Consider the following 18565-nt stretch of genomic DNA (forward strand, 5'->3'; position numbering starts at 1 on the left):
CGTCCGTTGTGGATGCCGCGTAGCGCGGCCCGCAACTCAACACTTTGCCCTTGCGCTAAGTATCGCGAAGGTAGATACTTAGCCATGTGGCACAGTATTCGGCGAAGCTCGATGGGGTCTTCCTCGCTCTCGCGGACCCGACGAGACGGGCGGTGATCCACCGTCTCGGGCGCGGCCCGGCGAGTGTCGGCGAACTGGCCCGCGAGGCCACGATGACGCTTCCCTCGTTCATGAAACACGTGCGGATGCTCGAGTCGAACGGGCTGATCCGCACGGCGAAGTCCGGTCGCGTGCGCACCTGCGTGCTCGACCGGGAACGGCTCGCGGTCGTCGAGGACTGGCTGGCGGAACAGCGGCGCCTCTGGGGTGAGCGCACCGATCGGCTCGAGCGGTTCGTCACCAACTCCAAGGAGAGGAACACGACATGAACCCCGATCTCGACCTCAGTATCGAACGGGTCATTCACGCGCCCCGCATGGCGGTATGGGACGCGTGGACCGATCCGGCCAGCCTGGCGCAGTGGTGGATACCCGCCCCGGCATTGTGCCGCGTCGACCGCTTGGAGGTCCGCCCCGGCGGCGCGTTCGTCACGCGGATGAGCGAGGACGGCGTCACGTTCGCCCCGCATGTCGACGCGTGCTTCCTGCTGGTGGACGAGCTCGAGCGCCTCGTGTTCACCAACACCGTGGACAGCGGGTGGCGTCCGGCGAATCCCGACCCCGTCACGATGACCGCCGAGATCACGCTGCGCGACCACGTGGACGGCACCGACTACCGGATCATCGTGCGCCATGGCGACCCGGCCGCGAGGAAGCACCATGCCGAACTGGGCTTCGCGGAAGGCTGGGGCACCGTCGCCGACCAGCTCGCCCGGTTCGCGGAGAACACGCGATGAAGATCACCATGACGCAGTTCGTCACCCTCGACGGGGTGAGCCAGGGTCCCGGCTCGCGCACCGAGGACACGAGTGAAGGTTTCGGCGGTGGCGGCTGGCTCGTGCCGTACCTCGACGAGCTATTCGTCCGGCGCACGTCCGAGTGGCTCGACCTCGCCGACGGCCTGCTACTCGGACGCCGGACGTACGAGGCATTCGCCCGTGACTGGCCACAGATCACCGATCCCGGCGATCCCTTCACCGAGCGGATGAACTCCCTGCCGAAGTACGTCGTGTCGAACACGCTCACGACCGGAGACTGGCGGCCGACCACCGTGCTCCGCGGTGACGCCACGCGGACCGTCCACGAGTTCACCGAGCGGCCGGGACGTGAGCTCCAGGTCCACGGCAGTGCCCGGCTCGGCAACGCACTGCTCGCCGCGGGCCTCATCGACACCCTGCGACTCGTCGTGGCACCCGTCGTGATCGGGTCGGGGCGGCGTCTGCTCACGCACCCGAACTCGGCGACCGGCCTGCGACTCGTCCGGCACGAAGCCACGGCACAGGGCCTGCTGCTGCTCGAATACCGGACCACGGGCGCCGCCCGCACCGCCGACTACCAGGTCGTGAGTGCGTAGCAGTGTTCTAACTCGCGTGCGCACTCACGAGAGGTGACCAGGCACAACGCCGCGCTGGTGGAGCTGAAGGTGGGCCCGGTGGGACTCGAACCCACACTGGCACGGACCTAAACCGTGTGCCTCTGCCAATTGGGCTACGGGCCCGACCGGAGCAGCCTAGCGCGTGCCCGCGCCGGGGCGGGACGCCGCTGTCGGCGTGGCCGGTGCGGCGGTGGCGGGTGCGGTGATCTACCGTGGTCAACCTGCGAAAGCCTGCCTGGAGGAGGACACGTGGCCCGTGACCCGGAGACGATCGAGCGAGACATCGAGAAGGCCAGGGAGGCCCTGGCGTCCACCCTGGACGAACTGGGCACGAAGGCGGACCCCAAACGGCTCGCCGACTCCGCGAAGACGAGCCTGCGCGCGCGGTTCGAGGACCCCAAGGTGAAGTACCCGCTGATCGGCGTGGGGGTGCTGATCGGCGCGCTGCTGGTGCGCAAGCTCCTGCGCTGACGCGTCAGCCGGTGGCGGCCTGCCGCGCGCCCGAGGCGGTCGCCATGTCGGCCGCCTCACCCTTGGGCTGGTGCTCGTCCTCGGCCGACCGCGCGGTAGGGACCTGCTCGGCCTCGGCCGGGTCCTTGCTGAGTTCCTTCCTCGGCACGACCGGCTTCGCCTGCGGCGTGGACTCTTCGTCTTCCGCCTGCGGAGCCTCCGCGTCGGCCTGCTCCGAGGTCGCCGAGGTCGCCGAGGTCGCAGCCTCGGCTTCGGGCGCGGCCGCCACCTCAGGCTCGGTCTCGGTCTCGGTCTCTGTTCCGGCTTCCGGGGCGGCCGGTTCCGGCCGGGCCAGGCGAGCCGTGATGTAAGCCGTCGTGAACTCGAGTGCGCTGCCGTTGAGCAGGTGCACCACCGTCGAGCCCTCCCCCTCGGCGACGAGCTTCTCGACGAGCTGGTCGGCGCGATCGCGGGCGGCGATGATGCCCGGGGCGCGGCCGTTGAGCTCCTTGCCCTGGCCGGCGACCGTGATCGTCCAGTCGTCGTCTTCCTGCACGTACGTAGCGGTGATCGCTTGAACCACCAGTCTCACCCCTCTCCTCAGCAGCAGGCTCCGCTAGTGAAGACCGCATCGCCGGCGCCTCATGACGCCGTCGGGAAGACAATCCGATCGGGTGTGGATCGTCCCGGCGCTCATTGAATTCTGTATCGCACCGATGGATACAGCAATACGGCAACGCGTCAGGAACTACTGAGCGTGAGAACACTCTCAGTGGACGACCGCATGTGGTCACCACCCGGCTGCGCAATGTCGATCACGAAGGCTCAGTGCTGAGCCCGGCTTTCGAGTCCGCCCCAGAGCAGGTCCATCGCGTACCCCGTGACGATCTCGGGAGTGACCTCCTCGTGCCGCTCGGACCAGATCGCGAGCCGCTCGCACGCGCCCACCACGAACTCCGCCAGTGCCTCGGTCCGTAGCTGGTCGGAGCCGTCGATGTAGTCGCTCATCAGCGCCGCGATCAGGTCGGTCTGCTGCTGACGCGTGGCCTCGATCTCGTCCGCGGCCGACGTGCCGATCAGAGCCATCTCCTGCCGCAGCAGCGACCACGCCTGCCTGCGGTCGCGGATGAAGACGAAGAAGGCGAGCAGCCCGCGGCGGATCGCGTCCTCGGCGGTGACGGCTCCGGTGACGGCCTGCTCGGTCACCGTGCGTAGTGCTGCGCGGGACTGCCGGATGCAGGCGAGCAGCAGCCCCTCCTTGGAGTTGAAGTACTCGTAGAGCATCGGTTTCGACACACCGACGCGCTCGGCGATCTCGTCCATCGACGCCGCCGCGTACCCGAGTTCGGCGAACACGGCCTCGGCGACATCGATCATCTGGCGCTCGCGCTCGGCCCGGGGCATGCGTTTGCGGCGTGCCGGGGTCTTGGAACTCGTGCTCACGGACGCTATTCTACCGGAAGTAACCTACTCGCGGTAAGATGGACTTTGGGTAACAGTAACTGCGGCATGGAGGCAGCAGATGGGTAAGCGCACCGAAGCCGGCGTCGTCATCGTCGGGACCGGCTTCTCCGGCCTCGGCATGGCGATCCAGCTCCGCAAGGAGGGGCGCGAGGACTTCGTGATCCTGGAGAAGGCGCAGGAGGTCGGCGGCACGTGGCGCGACAACACCTACCCTGGCTGCGCCTGCGACATCCAGTCGCACATGTACTCCTTCTCGTTCGAGCAGAACCCGTCCTGGTCCCGCTCCTTCTCGCCGCAGCCCGAGATCTTCGACTACCTGCGGGGGGTCGCGCGCAAGCACGACCTGTACCGGTTCATCCGTTTCGGCCAGGAGATGACCGGCGCCCGCTGGGACACCGACGAGAACCGCTGGTACGTGTCGACCGCGAACGGCGACGAGCTCGTCGGCCGTTACCTGGTCTCCGGCGTCGGCGCGCTGCACATCCCGCAGATTCCGGACCTGCCCGGCATCGAGCGCTTCCAGGGCCGGTCCTTCCATTCCGCGGAGTGGGAGCACGACTACGACCTGCGCGGGAAGAAGGTCGCCGTCGTCGGGACCGGCGCGAGCGCCATCCAGTTCGTGCCGCAGATCGCCGACGACGTCGCGGAGCTGAGCGTGTTCCAGCGCACGCCTCCGTGGATCATGCCCAAACCCGACCACGCGATGCCGCGGTGGGCGAAGCGGCTCTTCGCCCGCCTGCCCGGCGCGCAGCGCGCCTACCGCGACTTCCTGTACTGGATGCTCGAGCTCCGCGCGATCGGCTTCAACGGCAACCCCCGCATCATGAAGCTCGCGCAGAAGCTCGCGAAGTGGAACATCGACAAGCACGTCTCCGACCCCGCACTGCGGGAGAAGCTCACGCCCGACTACGTCATGGGCTGCAAACGCGTGCTGATCTCCAACGACTACTACCCGGCACTGAACAAGGACAACGTCGAGGTGATCACCGACGGCGTCGCCGAGGTGAAGGAGCACAGCATCGTCGACACCCGCGGCGTGGAGCGGGAGGTCGACGCGATCATCTTCGGCACCGGTTTCCACGTCACCGACGCCTTCGAGCACCTGGAGATCATCGGAGCCGACGGCACGGACCTCGGCAAGAAGTGGGCGGTCGAGGGCATGCAGACCCACATGGGCATCAACGTCGCCGGCTTCCCGAACCTGTTCTTCCTGCTCGGCCCCAACACCGGCCTCGGGCACAACTCGGTGGTCTTCATGATCGAGCAGCAGGTCCGCTACATCGCGGAGGCCATCCGCTACACCGAGTCGGCCGGTGCCGAGGCGATCGACGTGCGCACCGAGGTGCAGGAGCAGTTCAACGCCGACATCCAGCGCAAGCTCGAGAAGGGCATCTGGACGCAGGGCGGCTGCAAGAGCTGGTACCTCGACGCGACCGGCGTGAACCGGACGATCTGGCCCGGCTTCACATGGCGCTACTGGCTCAAGACGCGCAGGCTCCGCACCAGCGACTTCCAGTTGCTGCGCTGACCGGGGCCGCCGGGCCGGGCTGACGAGCGCCACCTCGTGGCCGTCCGGCTCAGGCGCCCGCCGCGATGCCGCCCAGCTTCTCCAGCCTGCGGAGGAGTTCCGCGGTGTCCATGCCGCACAGCTCCGCCATCCGGTCGATCGCGGAGAGGTCGAGCTGCACCTCAGGCGACGCGGGGCCCGTCTGCGCGAGCCGGTCCTCGGCCCAGCGGCGCAGCGGCAGCAGCTCCGCCTGGTCGTCGGCGGCCACCCTGGAGAGGTTGAGCCGGATGCGGCCCGGTTCGTCGGTGAACACCCGCCGGTGCACCCGCGCCAGCAGGTCCTGCGGCTGCTCGTCCATCGCCAGGCACAGCTCGGCGAGCCGCACCACCGAGCACTGTCTCGTGCCCAGCTCGTACGTCGCGAGCGTCTGCAGCGAGATCTCACTCTGCAGGCGCTCGTTCAGCTCCTTGCGCGTCCATCCTCGCTTCTTCCGGAGCTTGCGCAGCTCCTCGCCCAGTATCCGCTGGTAGGCGTCCGCGTCGATCAGCACTCCAGGTCCCCTGCTTGCACCGCTTGCGATGCCGCGTGCCGCCACGACCGTGCCGGCACCATGCACGCGTTCTTCACGCGAATGAAAGGCGCTGGGAAGCCCTGTCTTACGCAGGTTCAGTAGAAAACTTGACGAGAGCCGCGCGAGTAAGTCGAATGGAGTAGCAAAAGACTCCAAATGGGCTCACCCTGCAAGCGGCCGCTTAGTTCACGCAGGTGACGCCTTCGGCCGTGATCGGCGGCTTCTCCGGCGGGGCCTGGGCCTGCTGCCCGCCGCTCGGCGCGGTGTCGTCCTGGGCCGCCGGCTCAGCGCTGTCAGCCGCGTCGGCCGAGTAGTCGGGGCCGAGCAGCACCGTGACATGGCTCGCGGGCACGGACGGCTCCTCCTCGATGCCGACATCGCCACCGAGCGCATCGGCCACCTTGCGGCCCGCCGCCCGCGCACCGGGCGGTACCTGCACCAGCGAGGTGTCCCGCGAGGTCGCGTTGCCGACCTCGCCCTCGGCGAAGCCCTTCCCGACCAGCGAAGCCGACACGCTGCCGGCGAGGCCGGTGATGCTGGACGCGTTGAGCACATCCACGGTGATCTGCTCGTTGGGCGGTGCTGGTGCCTCCTGCTCCGGCGGGGCGCCGGCCATACCCTGCACGAACCGGCGCACCTCGGTCGGATCCACCTGGATGGCCAGGCCGTCCCCGGTCTCGTACTCCGGATTCTCGACGGGGACGGTGCGGAACTCGATCTGGCCGCCGGAGAGCCCCTTCAGCTGATGCGCGAAGCCGAGGATGTCCCAGCCCTGGTTGAGCACCACGGACTTCTTGATCGCGTCGATGAGATCGCTCAGCTTGCCGGGATCGGCGAGGGTTCCGGCGGAGAGCACCTTCCTGGCCAGCCCGGCCATGAACACCTGCTGCCGCACGACCCGGTCCAGGTCGCCGCGCAGCAGGCCGTGCCGCTGCCGGACGAACGCGAGCGCCTCGAACCCGGCGATCGTCTGCTTCCCGGCCTCGAAGTTCGCGCCGGAGTAGGGATCGTTCACGGGCTCGTTGAGGCATACGTCGACGCCGCCGATCGCCTTGGTGATGTCGTGGAAGCCGAGCAGGTTGATCGACGCGTAGTTGTCGATGGTCGCGCCGGTGAGCTTCTCCACCGTCGAGATCAGCGTCTTCGCACCCTCCTGGTTGCCCTGCACCTCCAGTTCGCGCTGGTCGGTGACGCCTTCCGACCTGAGCCGGTCCATCGCGTCGAACTTCGCGCGCGCGTACGCGGAGTTGATCTTGTGTTTGCCGTAACCGGGGATGGAGACATAGGAGTCGCGGGGCAGCGAGACCGCGACGGCCTTGCTGCCGTCGTTCGGGATGCGGACGAAGATCAGTGTGTCGGTGTTCAGCTCACCGTCCGCGACGCCCGCCCGCAGCTTCGCCAGCATCTCCTCGGACAGCGGGTTGCCCTGGGCGTCCGTGCGGCTGTCCATGCCGACGAGCAGGATGTCGCGGGCACCGTCGGCGGGCATGTCGCCGCCCCCGCTCGTGCCGATCACGTCGGCGACCGTCAGGCCGTCGACGAGCCCCTGCATCGCCGCCCATGCGTACCCGGTCAGGCTCATCACCAGCGCGGACACCAGCGCGAGGGCGACCTTCGCGCCGTACCTGCGGCGCGGCCGCCGGGGTGGTGGCGGCGCCTTGCGGCTGCGGCTCGCGGGCGGCCGCCCGGCGGCCTCCGGCGCGCGCCCGCGAGCCGGTGCGCGCTCCGGCCGTGCCGGCGGGGGCGTGGCGGGAGGCGGCGTGCGGCGCGGCGGCGGACGGTCCCCGGAGCCGCCGCGTGCCGGTGGCCCCGCCCGGCGACCGCCGGGGTCGTCCTGCCACGGCCTCGCGGGACGCCGGTCCCCACGCCCGTTCCGCGGCGGGTGCTCCACGCCGGCGGCTCCTTTCGTCCGGTGCCTTGATCCCCTCCGGGGACGTTTCACGGCTTGCGGAGGTTGTCGTAGCGTGGCATACGCGTGCGCCGATCTTGGTCAGCCCACCCCGTGGCGCACGTGCCTCTCACTCTCCGTAACGGTGCTCACCGTGCCGCCCCGAGTGCCATCCGTCCGCCCGACCAGGAGATCACCGAGGTCACCAGCATTGCCGCCACCGCGAAGAGTGCGGTCGCCCCATGCGCGACGACGCTCAACGCGAACGGATCCGGCTGTGCCGCTCCGGAGAGTAACGGTGGTACGCAAGCCAGCGCCGTCAGCAGCCAGGTGCTCGGGGCGGCACTCGCACCGATGCGCACGGTGTGCAGCAGCGACATGCCCAGCAGCAGGTGCACCAGGCTCTGGATCGGATCGAGCGCCAGCCCCAGCACGTCCGTGCCGGTGAAGCTCGTCAGCGCGAGCCCGAACACCCCGACCGTCGCGTAGCCGATCCCGATCGCGACCGCGGCGTGGGCCAGCGGCCGGTGCAGCCGGTCCGGCACGCTCGGCGGTGCGTTCCGCGGCACCGGGTGGTGGCCGAGGTGGCGCTCGAACCACCAGAACACCAGTGCGGCGGGCACCGCGAGCAGCGCGGTGGCGAGCAGCGACTGCGGCCGCAGCAGCCAGTCGCCGCCCGCGGTGAGCCGGCCCGGCAGGTAGACGAGTGCGACGAGCAGGCACATGGCGGCCAGGAAGCCGAGGTAGAGGCTCATCGGGGCACGGGTCGCGAGCCCGGTGCCCCGCAGTACGGCGGGTCGCCGGGCCAGTCGGCCGAGCGGCTCCCTGAGCAGCGTCAGCAGGCCGAGATGGACGACGCCGAGCAGCAGCACAGGCACGGTCGGTGCGGCCAGCGCCGGGAGCGTGCCCGGGGTGCCGAGCAGGGTCAGCGGCACCCCGCCCGTGGCCGCGCCGGCCACCAGCCCGCCGAGGCCGATGGCCGTGACCGCCGACAGCAGTGCGGTGCTCGGGCGGCGGCCATCGGCGTGGACGAACGCCAGTTGCTGCGCGAAAAGAGCCAGTGCCAGCGCGGCGGCGTAGTGGGGCACCGGCGAGTCCAGCAGGTTCGCCGACAGCTCCGCCGCGCCGAGGAGGGTGCCGGCCGACCCCACGCCCGCAAGCCGCGAGCGCCGGTGCAGCGCGTGCATCGCCGGAGTGGCGACGACGGTCAGCACGTACAGGCCCAGCAGCCACAGCGGATGCAGCGCGATCCGCACGACCTCCGCCGCCGTGCCCTCCGGGACGCCGAGCAGTTCGAGGGCGAGCGGTACGGCGAACGCCACGACGGCGAACACCAGGGTCAGCCGCAGCAACCAGCTCGTCCGGTGCGCCAGGTACTCGCGGTAGCCGCCGCCCCCGCGCAGCACCGACCGCCACCCCGCGACGTTGGCGTGCCCGCCCGCGAAGAAGAAGACGAACGCCAGCTGGGTCAGCCAGGTCAACGGCCACAGCCAGCCGTCGCCCGCGCCTGCCCAGCGGGCGAGTGACACGCCCGCGTCGCCGAGGACCAGCAGCGTGATGCTGCCCGCGGCGAGCAGTGCCCAGCGGCCGCCCCGTGGCGGGGTGGTCGCCGGCGCCGATACCGGTGCCGCCCGCGCGGGCCGGGTCCGCCATGCGGTCAGCCAGCCGCGCAGCCGGAAGGTGAGCAGGAAGCCGATCGCCGCCACCCCGGCGAGCATCGGCGCGATCGGTTCACCGACCGGCGGGCCCCAGCGCTGGTGCCACGAGTTGACGTCGAGGCCCGCCGTGTACAGCGAGGCCACGGCGGAGCACAGCCGCCCGGAGTTCTGCGGGTTGGACTCGCACGTGCCGTGCATGTCCGCGGACAGCCGGTGATCCAGCGCCGCCCGGAACTCCGGCGCGAGCGGATGTCCCTTCTGCTCGGCATACCGCAGCAGGTCGTAGCCGAGGTCGTGTGACTTGCACGGGGTGCCGTAGTCCCAGCGGGTGTCGTCGTCGCCCCAGGGCGTGGAACAGCCACCGTCGACGTGCACCGCCCGGACCGTGCCGTCGCGCGCCACCGCCCTGCCCGGCGCAACGCCGGTCACCTCGGTGAAGTCCGCGGGCAGGAGTTCCAGCGCGGTGGCCGAGGACTCCGGCTCCAGCAGCGCCTCGACGGCGCGCTGGGCCGCGGCCACGTCGCCCGTCGGTGGTCCCTGCTCGGGCGGCGCCGCCGAGCGGGAGGCGAGGAAGCCGAACCCGGTGACCGCGAGCACGAGCAGCGCGAGCCAGGCCGATGTCGTGAGACGCCGCCGGTGCTTCGGCACAGGCGGCGCAGGCTCGGTCGGTTCGGGCACGGCCCAAGGGTCTCAGTGCACGTGAGAGCGGGACATCCGGGTAACCCCCGGAGTGATCTCGGGGTAGCTCAACCCCGCCGGGCGAAGCGGACCTGGTTGCGGCCGTTCTCCTTCGCCTCGTAGACCGCCGCGTCGGCGGCCTGCACGAGCGCCCGCATGGTGCTCGCGTGCTCGGGATAGACGGCCACACCGATCGACGTGGTCCGGCCGGTCACCGTGGTCCGCGCGCCCCGCTTGTCCGTGGTCTCGATTCGCAGCCCGGCGATCGTGCTGCGGACACGCTCGGCCGCGATCTCCGCGGCGGCCGCGTCGGTGTCCGGCAACAGTACGAGGAACTCCTCGCCGCCGAACCTGCCGACGATGTCGCTCGGCCTCGTCACCTCGCCGAGTACGTCGGCCACGGACATCAGCACGTCGTCACCGGCCGGATGGCCGAACGTGTCGTTGATCCACTTGAAGTGGTCGAGATCGATCATGAGCATGGCCAGGTCGCCACCGGCGCGGCTCACCCGGTTCAGCGCCCGTTCGGCGGCCTCCGACCAGCCGCGCATGTTCAGCAGGCCGGTCTTGGGATCGGTGACCACGTCGTCCTGCAACTGATCGAGTTCGGCCAGCCGGTTGAACACGACGGTCACCACCGCCATCAGCGCCACCGCGGGCGGCAGGGTGACCAGCAGCACCGCGGTGATCGCGCCCAGTCCGGTGGTGATGGCCTCCAGCAGGTTGTCGGCCTTACTGCCCAGCACGCTGCGTAACGTCGGGTGGGGTGAGCTGATCGCGAGGATGCCGCCGACGTAGATCACCTGCACGCCCTCGTAGACCAGCGCCGCCACGATCACCAGGAGGAACTCACGCAGTGAGCCGAGTCCGGTGAGGGAATGCCAGTCATGCGGGCCGAGTGCCGTGTAGACGAGGTGGGCGAGGGCCGCCGCGAGACTGTGCGAAATGGACGAGAAGACGAAGTTGTGCGCGGGCCGCCGCGCGGTGAACCACCGTTGCACCCGGATCAGCACCACGACCAGGACCACCAGCGGCGCCGGAAGCACCAGTACCGCGGGAAAGACCCACACGGCGATCAGGTCGATGAGGACAGTCCTGGTGCGGCTGCGGCGCCGCTCCTCCTGCCGCTGCGTGAGTTGGATATGAACCGTCGCGCCGACCGCGAGGATGGCGAATCGCACCCAGTCGACGGCGGTGGGCGCCGGCGTGCCGGCGAACGCCGCGGCGAAGCCGCCGAGCGCCAGCACCTCCATGATGATCAGGAACGCGATGAACCGCTTCGGTCTGCGCCACAGCGCCCAGCCACGGATGTCCCAGGGGCGCCGCCCACCCGCCTCGTCACGGTCCGTGCCGGCGCCGCCTTCGTCCCCGGCCGGGGCCGCGCCGGTCACGGTTCTGGGGCCGTGCCCGCCGGATCGAGGCCGTCCACCTGGGGCAGAAGGCGCCGGGGGTGGCCGGTCCCGAGGTACGAGCGGCACTCGCCAAACCTCCCCGATGTGTTCGTTCCCGCGGCTGCGTAACCTATCCGGCGTCCGCTCGAGAACCGGACGCTATCCACAGCGAGTATCATCTCATCGCACCGGAACTGTCGTGTAGGCGAGGACGCTGGCTGTAGTGTCGGGGCGTCTATCCCGAAGCCGGAAAACGATCGGAGGTGTTCTCCCGTGTCGGGTCGTGATTTCTGATCTAGAACAACTGCAGGTTGGTTGCTTGCGCTCGCATTGGAGGTGCCCCGTGTCCGGTCGTGATTTCTGATCCAGCAGTCCGTGACCATGCCGTGTCGGCGAGGTGAAGGAGGTGTTTTCGGTGACTGGTCGTGATTTCTGAACTGTCGACTGTAGGTCAGGTGTTCGTTTGCTGTGGCGAAGGAGGTGTCTCGTGGCGGGCCGTGATTTCTGATCTGGACCGGTGTCGAAGTGCTCGAAGTGGATTGATGCGGGAGGTGTTCCACGTGCGTGGCCGCGATTTCTGAAAACCCGGTGATCCTGGATTCCAGCGCGTTTTAACGAGGAGGTGCTCGTCTTGTCCGGCCGTGACTTCTGATTGACCATCGGTGACCGTCTCCGCTATGCGGAACCGACGGCGGCCGCGTCCGGTGCGACACGTACCCGCGCCCAGGACAGCGCGACCGGCACGGTGACGATCACTCCCACCGCGCCGGCGAGAGCGATCGCGGTGGTGGCGGAACCCACCAACTCCGCGACGACGCCACCGAGCGCGACGCCCAGGCCCTGCGCGACGCGCAGCCCGGTGCGGTAGACGCCGCCCGCTCCACCACGGAGCTCGTTGGGGACGCACGTGATGAACGTGGCACCGACGGTGATGATGTACGCGCCCGCCCCACCGGCGAGCGCGAGCAGGACCAGCGCGAGCGGCAGGCTCGGTTCCGCGGCGAACGCGATCAGTACCGCCGCCGCGGCGGTCGCGAGCACCCCCATGACCCGCCTGCGGTTCTCCGCCGACACGAAACGGGACAGCACGAAGGCGCCGGCGATGAAGCCGAGCGGGTCGGCGGCCAGCAGCCAGCCGACGGCCTGATCCGACGCCCCGATCTGATGCGCCAGCGGCGCCGCGAGTCCCTCCGGGACCACGGCGAGGCCGACGAGCCACGAGAGGGCGAGCAGCACACGCAGCCGGCGCTGGCCGAAGACCCATTGGACGGCGCCGAACCATGCGTCTGCGGGATCTCCCGCCGCCGGCCGCCAGCACACCGCGAGGCGGACGACGAGCGCGCTCACCAGGAACGTCAGCGCGTCGAGCGCGAGCGCCCAGGACGGGCCGACGAGCGTGACGAGCAGGCCGCCGCCACCGAGCCCCACCAGCATCGCGATGTTCGTCGTGATGCCGCGCAGGTCCTGGCTGCGGAGGTAGACGTCGTCGTCGGTGAATACCTCCCTGGTGAGCGCGTTCTGTGCCGCGTTGGCCGGTGCGCCGACCAGCCGCACCAGCACGATGAGCGTGCACAGCACGGGCAGCGACGTACCCGGGATCGCCATGCTGCCGACCAGCACCGCCTGGAGCAGCGCGGACACGGTGAGCACGGTCCGGCGGGGGAAGCGGTCGGCGACCTGGGCGAGCCCGAGCCCGCCGGCGAGCGCGGGCAGGAAGGTCAGCGCGTAGACGGCGGCGGCCCAGAGCGCGGAGCCGGTCCGGCCGTAGACCATGATCGCCAGTGCGACCGTGGTCAGGTGGTCACCCGCGACGGACTGCGCCTCGGCGAGCCAGAGCGCCCGGAACTCGGAGTTGCCGAGCGCCGTGCCCATCCTGGGCGCTGTACTGCTACTCACCGTCTTGGCCACCTGTGCCGAGTCATTACCGCACGCAACATCTATGACAACGTTAAGTATGCCCGCGGCTACGCGGAGCCGAACAGTGAACCATGCCCGAATCGGACTAACGGCCGCGACCGTTGAGCCATCTGTCCGCAGACCAAAGTACGGGGGCCACGGAGCGTGCCCACCGCCGACCGGACTGGTGCGCCACGGGTTCGCGACCCGCCGGGCACTTTCCCGGAGCCGATCACCGCTCACTCGTTCGGCGCAGTAGAGGCACCGCTCGCCGCTATCGGGGGGTTTGAACCGCGTGCACTGGCCAACACTGGTGGAGGAGCCGGTGGCAGCACGCGGTCGAGCTGTGCCGAAGCCGGCGGTGGGAGACGAAGGACGATGGACATGCTGCTGAACGGCAAGGCCGTGGTGGTGACCGGCGCGGGCAGGGGGCTCGGCGAAGCATTCGCCGTGCACGCGGCGCAGGCGGGAGCGGCCGTCGTGGTGAACGACGTCGACGCCGACCTGGCGGAACGGACGGCGGCGAACATCCGTACCCACGGTGGTCGCGCCGTCGCCAGCGCGCACACCGTCGCCGACCCCGTGCAGGCGCGCGCGATCGTGGACCTGTGCGTCGCCGAGTACGGCACGATCGACGGCCTGGTGAACAACGCCGGGCTGAACTACGAAGCGTTACCGTGGCAGGACGACCCCGGACAGGTCCGGGAGCTCATCGAGGTGAACGTCCTCGGCGTCATCTACACCGGGATGGCGGCGGCCGAGGCGATGGCCGAGCACGGCCGCGGTGGCTCGATCGTCAACATCTCCTCGGGCGCCTCGCTGGGCCAGCGCAAGCTGGGCGCCTACGCGGCGAGCAAGGGAGCGGTCGCCTCACTGACGTACTCCTGGGCGCTGGACATGGAGGAGATCGGCATCCGCGTCAACGCCGTCTGCCCGCTGGCGCACACCCGGATGGTCTGGAAGTCGGAACGCTCGCTGCGCAACTGCCCGCCGGACCGGACCCCGTCGCGGGTCGCGCCGCTGGTGCTGTTCCTGCTCGGCGACGGTTCGCGGGACATCACCGGCCAGCTCATCCGGTGCAACGGCCCGCAGCTGCACCTGGTCGGCCAGCCGTACCTCAAGGCGCCGATCCTCGAACGGCAGGTCTGGGACACCGAGAGCGTGCAGCGCGCCTTCGACGAGGTGTTCAGCGCGCATCTGGAGCCCTACGGGCTGGAGAAGCGCGTACCACCGCGGCTGCGCAAGTGGACGGAGGGAACCCCCACGCCACTGCGCAGCGCCTGACCACGCCGGGCCGCGTCACCCGGCGTAGAGGGAGTTGATGTCGGGCAGGTACCGCTCGGCGATGACGCGGCGCTTGAGCTTCAGCGTGGGGGTCACCTCGCCGCTCTCCGGAGTCCACGTCTTCGCCAGCAGCCGGTAGCGCTTGACCTGCTCGGCCCTGGAGAGCCTGCTGTTGGCCGCCTCGACCGCGCGGTCGATCTCGGCGCGAACCTCGGGATGGTCGACGAGTGCGGCGATCTCCGCGGACCCCGCCGCCTCGATGCCGCGTGCCGACGCCCATGCCGGTGCGATCTCGTCGTCGAGCACGATCAGGGCGGTGACGTAGGGCCGGTCGTCGCCGATCGCGACGGCCTGGCCGATGAGCGGGTGCTCCTTCAGCAACCCCTCGATCCGCGTGGGCGCGATGTTCTTGCCGCCCGAGGTGATGATGAGCTCCTTCTTGCGGTCGGTGATCGTGACGAAGCCGTCCTCGTCGATCGTGCCGATGTCACCGGTGGCGAACCAGCCGTCCGCGTCGGTCGCTGGCTCGATCGCCCCGTCCTCGTTCAGGTAACCGAGGAACACGATCGGCCCGCGCACGAACAGCTCGTCGTCCTCGCCGGTGCGTACCTCCATGTCGGCGAGCGGCCGGCCGACCGTGCCCGCCTTGAAGGCGCTCGCGGTGTTGGACGTGACCGCGCCGGTGGTCTCCGAGAGGCCCCAGACCTCCTGGATCTCGATGCCGAGCCCGGCGATGAAGTAGAGCACCTCCAGCGGCAGCGCGGCCGCGCCGCTGGAGGCGAGCAGCAGGTTGTCCAGCCCGAGAAGCTGCCGGATCGGTGCCATCACCTCACGGTCGGTCTCCGCGATCCGCGCCGCGAGCTCCGGTGGCACCTCCTCGCCCGCGCTGCGCAGCTTGTAGCCCCGCTGCAGCAGCTCGTTCGCCCGTAGCAGCGCGTCCCGGCGCTCCTCGGGCTGGCTCGCGAGCATGTTCTTCAGGCCGGCGACCATCTTCTCCCACACGCGCGGCACACCGAAGAACGACTGCGGCCGCACCCTGCCGAGCGCGGCGACGACCGTCGTCGGGTCGGCCAGCGTGTGCACGTGGCCCGCGAACACCACCGGGATGTAGATGGACAGCTCCCGCTCGGCGATGTGCGCCAGCGGCAGGTAGGCGATGTTGGTCAGGTGCTTCGGCAGGCCGTGCAGCGAGTGCGCGGCGAGCGCCTCGTGGATCGCGTTGCGGTGCGAGAGCACCACGCCCTTCGGGTTTCCGGTGGTGCCGGACGTGTAGATCATCGAGAGCGGGTCGTCGGGCTTGATCTCGTCGGTGGTCCGCTCGAACACCTCCGGCTCGGTGGCGTGCAGGGCCGCCCCGCGGTCGCGCAGCGCCGCGAAGCCGAGGAACCGCTCGTCGCCTGCCGGGATCGCGGACCGGTCCATCACGACCACGTGTTCCAGGTTCGGCAGGTCGTCCAGCACCGGCAGCCAGCGTTCGAGCTCGCCGCCACCGGCCAGGACCGCGATGGGGGCGGCGCTGTGGCCCGCGACGTAGTGCACCTGCTCGCTGCTGAGCGTGGCGTAGGCGGTGCACGGGATGGCGCCGAGGTGGGTGGCCGCGAGGTCGGCGATCAGGTGCTCGGGGCAGCTGGGGGCCATGATGATCATGCGCTGGCCTGCGCGGAGGCCGAGATCGGCGAGCCCGCGCGAGACGGCCGCGATCTCCTCCCGCAGCGCCGACCAGGTCAGCGTGGGTTCCCCTTCGATGTCCAGCGAGGTCAGGGCGGGCAGGTCGGCGAACTCGGTGGCGTTGCGGCGCACCAGTCTCGGGATGGTCAGGCCCTCGGCCTCGCTCGCGACGGACTTCTGGATGGTCAACACCGGCCTCCTCGGTTACGTGTTCCGCTCACCTTATGTGGCACCGGTCACGGCCGGGAAGTGTCGCGCGGCTCGGCCCCGGGTAGGCAGCGGGAATGAGCAAGGACACCGATCGCAGGGTGCGGTGGCTGCTGGACGTCGCGGGCCGGACCTACGCCGACCAGGCGGGCATCCGGCTGGAGGACAAGCCGGCGTCGTTGTACCGGCTGCTCGTGCTGGCGGTGCTGCTCTCCACCAGGATCAAGGCGGACATCGCGGTGGCCGCCGCCCGCGAGCTGTTCGCGGCCGGGTGCGGCACGCCGAAGCGGATGCTGGAGGCGTCGTGGCAGGACCGGGTCGACGCGCTGGGCTGGGGCCACTACGTCCGTTACGACGAGAGCACGGCCACGGCGCTCGGCGAAGGTGCGCGGCTGCTGCTCGACCGCTACTCCGGCGACGTGCGGAAGATGCGCGATCGGGCCGGCGGCGATATCGGCGCACTGCGTGAGATGTTGCGCGAAGTGCCCAGGCTGGGCCCCGTCGGCGTCGACATCTTCCTCCGCGAGGCGCAGCAGGTGTGGCCAGAGCTGCGCCCCTTCCTCGACCGCAAGACACGCGACGGCGCCGCCCGCGTCGGGCTGCCGAAGGACGCCGACGAGCTGACCAAGCTGGTGCCGGAGGACGACCTCGCCGTGTTCTCCGCCGCGCTGGTGCGGGTGAGCCTCGACAAGAAGCTGGCCGACCGGGTCGTGAGTGCGTAGCCGAGTTCTAACTCGCGTGCGCACTCACGAGCGTAGTTGCGCAGTTTTCTCAACTTTCCTCTTCTGGATGCTTGTTCTGAGCATGTATGGCAGCGCATGATGACTGCCTCGCTCAACTCGCCAGAGGAGGATCATCGTGGATCTCCAGCTGTTGGCGGCGCTCGTCCTGGGCATCGGCGCGATCGTGGTGATCGTGCTGCGGACCCGGCTCGACGCCTTCGTCGCCCTGCTCGTCGCGGCGCTGCTGACCGGCTTCGTCGCCGGGGCACCGGTCACGGACGTGCTCGAATCGATCACCGACGGGTTCGGCAGCACGATGGGTGCCATCGGCATCGTGATCGGTCTCGGGGTGGCCCTCGGCAAAATCCTCGAGGTCTCCGGCGCCGCCGACGCACTGGCCAGGGCGTTCGTCCGGGCGCTGGGCAAGGACCGGGAGCCGTGGGCGATGGCCGGGACGGGCGCGCTGGTGTCCATCCCGGTGTTCTGCGACTCCGGCTACGTGATCATGAACCCGCTGGCCCGGTCGATCGCGCGCCGCAAGCGGGCCGGCTACGTCACGCTCGCGCTCGCGCTCGGCTGCGGCATGACGCTGACCCACCATCTCGTGCCGCCGACGCCGGGCCCGCTCGCGGTCGCCGGCATCCTCGGCGCCAACCTCGGCGGGCTCATCCTCGCCGGCCTGGTCTTCACGCTGGTGCTGGTTCCGGTCGTCGTGGGCTATGCCCGCTGGGTCGGGCCGAAGCTGGAGTCGCGGGTGGTGCCGGACGTCCGCGCCGAGGTGTACGGCCCGGTCACCGCGCACAGTTCCGTCACGTCGGGCGCGGGGGAAGCCACGGATGCCACGGACACCACCCAGCATGCCGAGTCCACCGAGTTCGGCGAGACCGCCGAGCCGCCCGAGGAGCCGGTCTCCGCGCTCGGCACCCCGCCGGAAGGGGCCCGCGCGCATCGGATGTCCGCGGGCCTCGGCTTCCTGCCGCTGCTGGTGCCGCTGCTGCTCATCGTCGCGAACACCGTCGCGACCGCGATCGACCGCAACGCTCAGGGCGTGCTGAGCGGTGACGAGTACGAACCTTCCACGATCGCGGCCGTGCTGGCGTTCGTGGGCGACCCGATGGTGGCGCTGCTGATCGGGATCGTGCTCGCCGTGTACGTGCTGCTGCCCCGGTGGACGACCCGTGGTCAGGTCAGCGGCTGGCTCTCGCAGGCCGCGGCGTCCGCCGGGCTGATCATCCTGATCACCGGAGCCGGCGGGGCGTTCGGCCAGGTGCTGCGCGACACGGGGGTCGGCGACGCGGTGGGCGAGGCCATCGCGTCGTGGAACCTGCCCGGCGTGCTGGTGCCGTTCCTGATCGCGACCCTGGTGCGGGTCGCACAGGGATCGGGCACGGTCGCCATGATCACCGCCGCCTCGGTGACCGCCCCGCTGGTCGGCGGGCTCGGTATCTCGCCACTCGTGGCGGCGCTGGGTTGCTGCGCGGGTTCGATGGTGTTCAGCTACTTCAACGACTCGTACTTCTGGGTGGTCACCCGGTTCACGGGTCTCGACGGTGTCGCCGCGCTGCGCGGGTGGTCCGGCATCACCACCGCCGTGTGGCTGGGTTCGCTGCCGCTCGTGCTGCTCGCGAGCGCGGTGCTGTGACGGGGA

The 18565-nt window shown here is 70.1% G+C and carries 16 protein-coding genes and 1 tRNA gene; 8 read left to right on the top strand and 9 right to left on the bottom strand.

The window, feature by feature from the left end:
• Positions 1–86 precede the first annotated feature (86 nt).
• The 3 genes from JAP66_RS17355 to JAP66_RS17365 are packed head-to-tail and all read left to right on the top strand — an operon-like array spanning position 87 to position 1512.
• Complete coding sequence (locus tag JAP66_RS17355) at positions 87–428, top strand: ArsR/SmtB family transcription factor (protein ID WP_199432801.1); 342 nt, start codon at positions 87–89, stop codon at positions 426–428.
• Positions 425–895 carry an SRPBCC domain-containing protein gene (locus JAP66_RS17360; RefSeq protein WP_199432802.1) on the top strand — a complete coding sequence of 157 codons (471 nt, stop codon included), beginning with the start codon at positions 425–427 and terminating at the stop codon, positions 893–895. Before JAP66_RS17355 ends, JAP66_RS17360 begins: the two co-directional genes overlap by 4 nt.
• Positions 892–1512: a dihydrofolate reductase family protein gene (locus JAP66_RS17365; RefSeq protein WP_199432803.1), complete on the top strand. Its 621-nt coding sequence runs from the start codon at positions 892–894 to the stop codon at positions 1510–1512. The genes JAP66_RS17360 and JAP66_RS17365 overlap by 4 nt, the downstream gene beginning before the upstream one ends.
• A 70-nt stretch (positions 1513–1582) precedes the next feature.
• On the opposite strand, the gene JAP66_RS17370 is transcribed toward JAP66_RS17365, so the two are convergent.
• Positions 1583–1656, bottom strand: a tRNA-Leu gene (locus tag JAP66_RS17370).
• 126 nt (positions 1657–1782) lie between these two features.
• Between JAP66_RS17370 and JAP66_RS17375 the strand changes: the two genes are divergently transcribed.
• The gene (locus JAP66_RS17375) at positions 1783–2004 is read left to right on the top strand and encodes a DUF3618 domain-containing protein (RefSeq protein ID WP_199432804.1); all 222 of its coding nucleotides are present in this window, start codon (positions 1783–1785) and stop codon (positions 2002–2004) included.
• A gap of 4 nt (positions 2005–2008) precedes the next feature.
• Here the strand turns inward: JAP66_RS17375 and JAP66_RS32170 are convergent, their stop codons facing one another.
• Both JAP66_RS32170 and JAP66_RS17385 read right to left on the bottom strand, forming a co-directional pair.
• A complete protein-coding gene (locus JAP66_RS32170) occupies positions 2009–2566 on the bottom strand; it encodes a hypothetical protein (protein ID WP_307849600.1) in 558 nt (185 codons plus the stop codon).
• A 242-nt stretch (positions 2567–2808) separates the two neighbouring features.
• Positions 2809–3387 (bottom strand): TetR/AcrR family transcriptional regulator, encoded by a 579-nt coding sequence (locus JAP66_RS17385; protein ID WP_199432945.1) that lies wholly within the window; start codon positions 3385–3387, stop codon positions 2809–2811.
• 118 nt (positions 3388–3505) lie between these two features.
• Between JAP66_RS17385 and JAP66_RS17390 the strand changes: the two genes are divergently transcribed.
• The gene (locus JAP66_RS17390; protein ID WP_199432805.1) at positions 3506–4975 is read left to right on the top strand and encodes a flavin-containing monooxygenase; all 1470 of its coding nucleotides are present in this window, start codon (positions 3506–3508) and stop codon (positions 4973–4975) included.
• Between the two features lie 49 nt (positions 4976–5024).
• On the opposite strand, the gene JAP66_RS17395 is transcribed toward JAP66_RS17390, so the two are convergent.
• From JAP66_RS17395 to JAP66_RS17415, 5 genes are all read right to left on the bottom strand, one after another.
• A complete protein-coding gene (locus tag JAP66_RS17395) occupies positions 5025–5504 on the bottom strand; it encodes a helix-turn-helix transcriptional regulator (RefSeq protein ID WP_199432806.1) in 480 nt (159 codons plus the stop codon).
• 202 nt (positions 5505–5706) lie between these two features.
• Positions 5707–7416, bottom strand: a complete 1710-nt coding sequence (locus JAP66_RS17400) for an LCP family protein (RefSeq protein WP_199432807.1) — start codon at positions 7414–7416, stop codon at positions 5707–5709.
• 146 nt (positions 7417–7562) lie between these two features.
• A complete protein-coding gene (locus JAP66_RS17405; RefSeq protein WP_199432808.1) occupies positions 7563–9749 on the bottom strand; it encodes a phospholipase A2 in 2187 nt (728 codons plus the stop codon).
• Positions 9750–9817: 68 nt separating this feature from the next.
• On the bottom strand, positions 9818–11002 hold the full coding sequence (locus JAP66_RS17410) for a GGDEF domain-containing protein (RefSeq protein ID WP_199432946.1): 1185 nt from the start codon (positions 11000–11002) through the stop codon (positions 9818–9820).
• 813 nt (positions 11003–11815) lie between these two features.
• Positions 11816–13012 (bottom strand): MFS transporter, encoded by a 1197-nt coding sequence (locus JAP66_RS17415; protein WP_199432947.1) that lies wholly within the window; start codon positions 13010–13012, stop codon positions 11816–11818.
• A 402-nt stretch (positions 13013–13414) separates the two neighbouring features.
• Here JAP66_RS17415 and JAP66_RS17420 point away from each other — a divergent pair, with 402 nt between their 5' ends.
• The gene (locus tag JAP66_RS17420) at positions 13415–14320 is read left to right on the top strand and encodes an SDR family NAD(P)-dependent oxidoreductase (RefSeq protein WP_199432809.1); all 906 of its coding nucleotides are present in this window, start codon (positions 13415–13417) and stop codon (positions 14318–14320) included.
• A gap of 15 nt (positions 14321–14335) precedes the next feature.
• Here JAP66_RS17420 and JAP66_RS17425 read toward each other — a convergent pair whose 3' ends face one another.
• Complete coding sequence (locus JAP66_RS17425) at positions 14336–16177, bottom strand: AMP-dependent synthetase/ligase (protein WP_199432810.1); 1842 nt, start codon at positions 16175–16177, stop codon at positions 14336–14338.
• A gap of 95 nt (positions 16178–16272) precedes the next feature.
• Between JAP66_RS17425 and JAP66_RS17430 the strand changes: the two genes are divergently transcribed.
• Complete coding sequence (locus tag JAP66_RS17430) at positions 16273–16917, top strand: endonuclease (RefSeq protein WP_199432811.1); 645 nt, start codon at positions 16273–16275, stop codon at positions 16915–16917.
• Between the two features lie 136 nt (positions 16918–17053).
• Complete coding sequence (locus JAP66_RS17435) at positions 17054–18559, top strand: GntP family permease (protein WP_199432812.1); 1506 nt, start codon at positions 17054–17056, stop codon at positions 18557–18559.
• The last annotated feature ends 6 nt before the right edge of the window (positions 18560–18565 follow it).

The organism is Qaidamihabitans albus (assembly GCF_016464705.1).
Taxonomy (GTDB): Bacteria; Actinomycetota; Actinomycetes; order Mycobacteriales; family Pseudonocardiaceae; genus Qaidamihabitans; species Qaidamihabitans albus.